4 protein-coding genes and 1 pseudogene are annotated in these 5,983 nt (G+C 68.4%); 1 reads left to right on the forward strand and 4 read right to left on the reverse strand.

Going from position 1 to position 5,983, the window contains the following annotated elements; all coding sequences use genetic code 11:
- Nucleotides 1–315 (reverse strand): annotated as a pseudogene (locus ACXJKR_RS21970) (hypothetical protein); the annotation flags it as partial.
- Nucleotides 316–766: 451 nt separating this feature from the next.
- On the opposite strand from ACXJKR_RS21970, the gene ACXJKR_RS21975 reads away from it, so the two are divergent.
- Nucleotides 767–2,878, forward strand: a complete 2,112-nt coding sequence (locus tag ACXJKR_RS21975) for a TonB-dependent receptor plug domain-containing protein (RefSeq protein WP_457324621.1) — start codon at nucleotides 767–769, stop codon at nucleotides 2,876–2,878.
- Here ACXJKR_RS21975 and ACXJKR_RS21980 read toward each other — a convergent pair.
- The 3 genes from ACXJKR_RS21980 to ACXJKR_RS21990 are packed head-to-tail and all read right to left on the reverse strand — an operon-like array spanning nucleotide 2,866 to nucleotide 5,929.
- On the reverse strand, nucleotides 2,866–3,648 hold the full coding sequence (locus ACXJKR_RS21980; protein WP_457324622.1) for a hypothetical protein: 783 nt from the start codon (nucleotides 3,646–3,648) through the stop codon (nucleotides 2,866–2,868). The genes ACXJKR_RS21975 and ACXJKR_RS21980 overlap by 13 nt on opposite strands.
- Nucleotides 3,645–4,445, reverse strand: a complete 801-nt coding sequence (locus ACXJKR_RS21985; protein WP_457324623.1) for a citryl-CoA lyase — start codon at nucleotides 4,443–4,445, stop codon at nucleotides 3,645–3,647. Before ACXJKR_RS21985 ends, ACXJKR_RS21980 begins: the two co-directional genes overlap by 4 nt.
- On the reverse strand, nucleotides 4,442–5,929 hold the full coding sequence (locus tag ACXJKR_RS21990; RefSeq protein WP_457324624.1) for a thiamine pyrophosphate-binding protein: 1,488 nt from the start codon (nucleotides 5,927–5,929) through the stop codon (nucleotides 4,442–4,444). Before ACXJKR_RS21990 ends, ACXJKR_RS21985 begins: the two co-directional genes overlap by 4 nt.
- Between the last annotated feature and the right edge of the window lie 54 nt (nucleotides 5,930–5,983).

Genomic DNA, 5,983 nt, shown 5'->3' on the forward strand with positions numbered 1-5,983 from the left:
GCGCATGCCGCCGCGCCCCAGGCCGATCAATACCTTGACTTCTCGCTTGCGCACCTCGTCGGCGACCTGCGCCGGATTGGCGTTGCTGGCCAACGCGAAGCTCGTGACSGAGCCGCCGAGCTTGTCCTCGATGCCCTCGATGATGGTGGTGAAGACCTGGCGAAAGGGCTCGCCGAGTTCGGGATAGACAACCACCAGCGAGCGCCCGAGCTCGGCCGCCGCGGCCGAACCACCGGTCAGCACCACGGCACCGCCCAGGGCCTGCTGCAACAAGGCGCGGCGCGTGGCGGGGCGAAGGCAACCGGGCTCAGTCAAAAGAAGAACGCTGTGTGGCAGGGTCGGGACAGGTGGGCGGCATTATGCAAAGGCCCGGACGCCTTGGCGGTACAGAGCCGGAACAGCGGCGCGCGCCGAGGAACAGCGTCGTCCTCGACATGCCGTTGCGCAGCAGCGGTTCAGGCATGAACAGGCTGCAGATGCCGAGGCGGATGCACAGCGGCAAACGCCACCGCAACGACGCCGAAAGCCCGTCGCAACGGCGCATGGCAAGAGGCTTTCGATAGGCAACCGGAGGCAATCAATGGGGCTCTGAGCGTTCCGACGCCGGGCGCAAGGTGGGGCATTATGCAGACGGCCACAGGCCTCATGCGCTCCGCTCCGGGAGGAGTTCACGATCGCGCCACAGTCTCTGACGCGACTAGCCGGACCGCCCCTGGGTAACAGCACAATACGCGCCCATTCACCCTCCACCTCGGAGACGCTGGCAATGAGACCTTTCTTTGGCTTGGTGATCCTCGGCGGCGTCTGCCTGACGGCCGCGTCGTCACCTGCCCTCGCACAGGGGCCCAGCGAAGAGGAAGAACTGGCCCAGGTCTACGGCGACAAGACCACCATCAGCATCGCCACCGGTACGGCCCAGACCCTGCGCCGCGCGCCTGCCGTGGCGACCGTCATCACGGCCCAGGACATTGCCGTCATGGGCGCCGCCGACCTGGACGAGGTGCTGGAGACCGTGCCGGGCCTGCACGTGAGCCGCAGCACCGGGGCCTATTCGCCGCAGTACCTGATCCGCGGCGTGGCCAGCGATTTCAATCCGCAGGTGCTGATGCTGCAGAACGGCGTGCCCATGACCACGCTGTATGTCGGCAGCCGTGGCGTCATCTGGGGCGGCCTGCCGCTGCAGAACATCGCGCGCATCGAGATCATCCGCGGCCCAGGCTCGGCGCTGTATGGCGCCGACGCCTATTCGGGCGTCATCAACATCATCACCAAGAGCGCACAGGACATCCAAGGCACCGAGCTGGGCCTGCACGCCGGCTCCTTCAGCGCCCGGGACGCCTGGCTGCAGCATGGCGGCAAGCTGGGCGCCCTTGACCTGGCCGCCTTCCTGCGCGTCGGGCGCAGCGATGGTTTCAGGCGCATCGTCGAGTCGGACGCCCAGACCGGCCTGGACGCCGTGTTCGGCACCCACGCCAGCCTGGCGCCGGGCCCCGTCAGCACGGGCTATCACGCCGTCGATGGCGGCCTGGAGCTGGGTTACGGCAAGTGGCGGCTGCACGCCGGCTACAAGGACCGCCGCGACGTGGGCACAGGCGCGGGCATCGCCGGCGCCCTCGATCCCGTGGGGCGAATGGGATCGCAACGCGCCGAACTCGATACGGGTCTCAGTGATGTCGACCTGTCGTCGGGGTGGCGGCTGAGCGTGAACGCCAGCTATCTGCACTACACGCAAAAGCTCTCCGTGCCCGTCCAGCTGTTCCCGCCCGGGGCTTTTGGCGGCTCATTCCCGAACGGCGTGTTCGGCTCACCCAACACCTGGGAGCGGCAGGCGCGCCTGTCCACCGCCCTCACCTACAGCGGCTGGGCCGGCCATCATTGGCGCATCGGTCTCGGTCACGACGACCTGAATCTCTACCGCACCCGGGAGTTGAGGAACTTCAACGTCATCACGTCGGGGCCTCTCACCGGCGTGCCGGTTCCCACACCCGGCGGCCAGCTCATCGAGGCGCCGGTGAACGACTCCTTCCTGGCGCCTCACCAGCGCCGTGTCGACTAMGCCTACGTCCAGGACGAATGGAGCTTCGCCAGGGACTGGACATTGACGGCCGGCGTGCGGCAGGACCGCTATTCCGATTTCGGCCGCACCACCAACCCGCGCGTCGCGCTGGTGTGGGACGCCAGCCTGGACCTCACCGCCAAGCTGCTCTACGGCAGCGCGTTCCGGGCGCCGTCGTTCAACGAGCAATACGGCGTCAACCCGGTGGCCAGCGGCAATGCGGCCATCCGGCCCGAGACCATGCGCACGGTCGAAGCCGCGCTGCAGTGGCATGCCAGCCGGGAGCTGCAGCTGAACTTCAATGTCTTCCGCTATGCCATGGGGGACATCATCAAGACCACCTCCAACCCGGCGCCCGCACCCGGCGCGACCTTCCGCAATGCCGGCTCGCAGCATGGCACCGGCGCCGAGGTCGAGTGGGTGTGGGATGCGCGGCGCGATCTGCGATTCACCGGCAACTATGCCTACCAGCGCTCCATCGACGAGTTGAACCGGACCGACGCCGGCTATGCCCCGCACCACCACCTGAATGCACGGCTCGACTGGTCATTCGCGGGTGATTCCACCCTCAGCGGACGGGTCAACCGCGTGGGCGACCGCGTGCGCGTCTACGGCGATGCCCGCCCCAACCTGCCCGGCTACACGACGCTGGACCTGAGCCTCAGGACCGCACTTGCCAAGACGGGCTGGGAGCTGTCCTTCGCGCTGCTGAACGCCCTCAACGCCGATGTGCGCGAACCCAGCCTGCCCAGCACCGGCATTGCCAACGACCTGCCCATGGCGGGGCGCTCGCTGACAGCTCAAGCCAGCTACAAGTTCTGAGGTCCAGGCCAGCGCCTCTTGGGCGCGCCCTCATAGGCCATGTGATCACAGGACAGCGGGAACAGCGCGCCCGCGGGGCGCTCGGCGGCCTCGATATAGCAGGGCGTCATGCCCGCCAGCAGCATCGGCACCTGGAAGTGGTGGAATTCGGTGACCGACAGGCCCAGGTCCGCGGCCAGTCCCGCGGTGAAAGCCGCATAGTTCATCTTCAGCCGCGCATCGCGTGCGACCAGCAAGCGCTCAACCTCGTGTGCCAGGGCGAGATGGGGTCCGCCGGCCAGCCCCAGCTCGCGGGCAATGCCCAGCAGCCAGGGCAGGCGCTCATCGGTCGAGTGGATGGGTCGGCCGTAGCCAAAGATGCGCCGCTGCGCCAGCTCCTGCTGCACGATGTCCGCCAGCGGTTCACCCGCGCTGACGCCGCGCTGCGCCTTGATGAGAAAGTCGATCGCCCGCACGCAGGGATGACCACCGTAGACGGTCGCCTCCGACATGCCCAGCGCGGCCGACATGCCCAGCGCCGGCGTGCTGCGCGCACTGCCTGCCAGCGCCGCGACGCGGTTGTTCCACAGGCGCGCATCGGGGTAGCTGGTGCAGACCCACATCGCGTGCAGAAGCTTCAGCGCCGGTTCGTCGAAGCGCCGGCCGGTGATCGACAGCATGTAGAGCTCGACCCAGTCTGCGTGCCGCAGGTCTTCGTGCAGGTCATGGCCAAGAAAGACCGCACGGGTGCCGACAAAGGCCTTGCCGGCGCGTGTTGCCAACGGCTTCATGCGGCCACCTGTTCGGCAGGGTCGTTCAGCAGGTCCAGCTCGAAGAACGGGAACTGCTTGGGGCCGATGCCGCGCTGCTCCAGTGCATGCGCGGCGGCACCGGGCAGACGCAGCAGCAGGTAGAGCATCTCGCCCTGCTCTGCCGTGAAGCCCAGGTCGGTCAAGGCGGCGGCGGCCACGCCCGTCATTGCCAGCGGCATGCCCGCCACGGCTTCCAGCGTCGGCTGCTGGCTTGCCAGCCAGGCGCTGCGCAGGCTCCTGGTATTGCGCGCCAGGTGGGCCAGCAGTTGCTGGGCGAGGGGCGCCATGCGCTCGGCGTGCGCGTCGAAGCCCGGCAGGTGATCGCATTCGGGCCAGATGCTGGCCACGCCAGCGTCGGTCTGGCGGAGTGCCTGCGTCCACGGCGCGAGGTCGGTGCCGCAGCGCTGCCAGAGTTGCATCGCATGGAAGACCTCGCGCGCACCGCCTTGCTGGCCGGCGCCCACCGCCAGCGCGGCCATCAGGCTGGCGGCGGCGGTCGAACCACCGGTGCCGGCGCACATCGCCGCATGCACCGACGGGTCGCGCGGCCCCGGATTGGCCAGCGCAAGTGCCAGGTCTTCCAGCAACGCAGCCTGCGCGGGCTCGGGCGCTTCACCGCGGAACAGCAGGAAGAGCATCTCGACCCAACGCGCACGCCCCAGCATCTCGCCATAGACGTCATAACCGTGGCAGTAGGCGGCGCGCGTGGCGAAGGCGTTGCCGGGCTCGGGCTCCTCCAGCCAGATGCGCGTGTGCACTCGTTGCAGCGCTGTCATCGCGCCGTACCCAGCGTCTTCATGCGCAGATTCATCGGCGGCACTTCCTCGCCGTCGATGCGGATGTCCAGCAGCGTCGGGCCCTGGCGCGACAGCAGCGCGTCGAAGTCCAACGCGTCCAGGTCCTGCGGCGAGCGGATCACGTGCCCCGGGATGCCCATGGCGGCGGCCATCATCGCGAAATCGACCTTGGGCAGCTGGAAGCCGATGGGCTCCGCGCCCGCCAGGCGCTGGCCATGCTTGACCATGCCCAGCGCGCCGTCGTTGAGCACGACATAGAGCACAGGCAGACCCAGCTCGGCGGCCACCGTGATCTCCTGGCCGTTCATCAGATAGCTGCCGTCGCCCGTCAGGCAGACGACCGGGCAGCGCCGGTTGGCCATCGCAATGCCCACCGCCGAACCAATGGCCCAACCCATGGGCGCGAAGTCCATCGTCACGCGCAGCCAGCTGGAGCTGCGCGAGCGCCTTTCCTTGCCGGCCGGCAGATAGGCACCCCCCGGCATGCGGGCGCGCTGGTCGTGCGGCGCCAGATAGTGCACCGCCCAGGCGGCGCTGTTGCCGGYGTCGGCGACGAAACGGGTCTGCGGCGGGCAACGCTCGCTCAGGGTGGCCAGCAGGCGCTGCGGCTTCACCGGCGCGCTGTCGCTGTGGATGGCCTGCGGGTTGTCGACCATGGCCTCGTAGGCCTGGCGCGCCACCTGCGGATGCATGAAGGGCAGCAGTTGCCCTTCCGGACCGTTCTGCGACGGGGCCAGCAGCGTCATCAGCTGCTCGCACACCGACTTGATGTGGCCGCGCACATGCAGCCGCGCCATCTGCGAGCGCATCAGGTTCTCGTCGCTGTCGTCCACATGGACGAGGCGGCTGTTCAGCAGCGCGGCCGACCAGCCCCCGCTGTTGAACTCACCGAAGCCCGTGCCCAGGGCGATGACCAGATCGGGCTCGCTCGACAGCAGCTCGGCCGCGCTGGCGTGGCCGCCAAAGCCGAACACACCGCGAAAACGCGGGTGACGCGGGTTGATGAAGCCCTTGCCGTCGGGCGTCGTGATGAAGCTGCCGTCGGTCAGCTGCACCAGCTGCATCAATTCGTTGGCGGCATCGCCGCAACCGTCACCAATCAGCCACACGGGCTGGCGGGCCGAGAACAGCAGGCGCGCGAGCTGGCGCACGGAGGGCAGGTCAACCATGGCCGGCGCGCGGCGCAGCAGGCCGGCAAAGTCCGGCGTCTCCATGCCGTCGGGCAGAGGCTCGCGCAGGATGTCCACCGGGATGGACAGGTGACTGGGGCCGCTGGGGGCTCGCTGCGCCTGCATCAGCGCGTTGAAGAGCTTGGTGGGCAGTTGCTCGGCGTGTGAGACCAGCGAGTTGTAGCGCGTGCAGGGGCGGAACATCGCCATTGTGTTGATGCCGGTGCAGCTCGACTCCTGCAGGGCACCTTTGCCGAAGTTCTTGATCGGTGGCTGGCCGGTGATGACCAGCATGGGCACGTTGTTGTCATAGGCGCAGTCCAACTACGACGGCTGGCTGACCACGAC

The organism is Roseateles sp. P5_E11, assembly GCF_054049355.1.

What these genes read in the sequence shown, in the direction of transcription:
- ACXJKR_RS21985 (WP_457324623.1), bottom strand. Translation starts at nt 4,445, where the DNA reads ATGACAGCGCTGCAACGAGTGCACACGCGCATCTGGCTGGAGGAGCCC.
- ACXJKR_RS21980 (WP_457324622.1), bottom strand. Translation starts at nt 3,648, where the DNA reads ATGAAGCCGTTGGCAACACGCGCCGGCAAGGCCTTTGTCGGCACCCGT.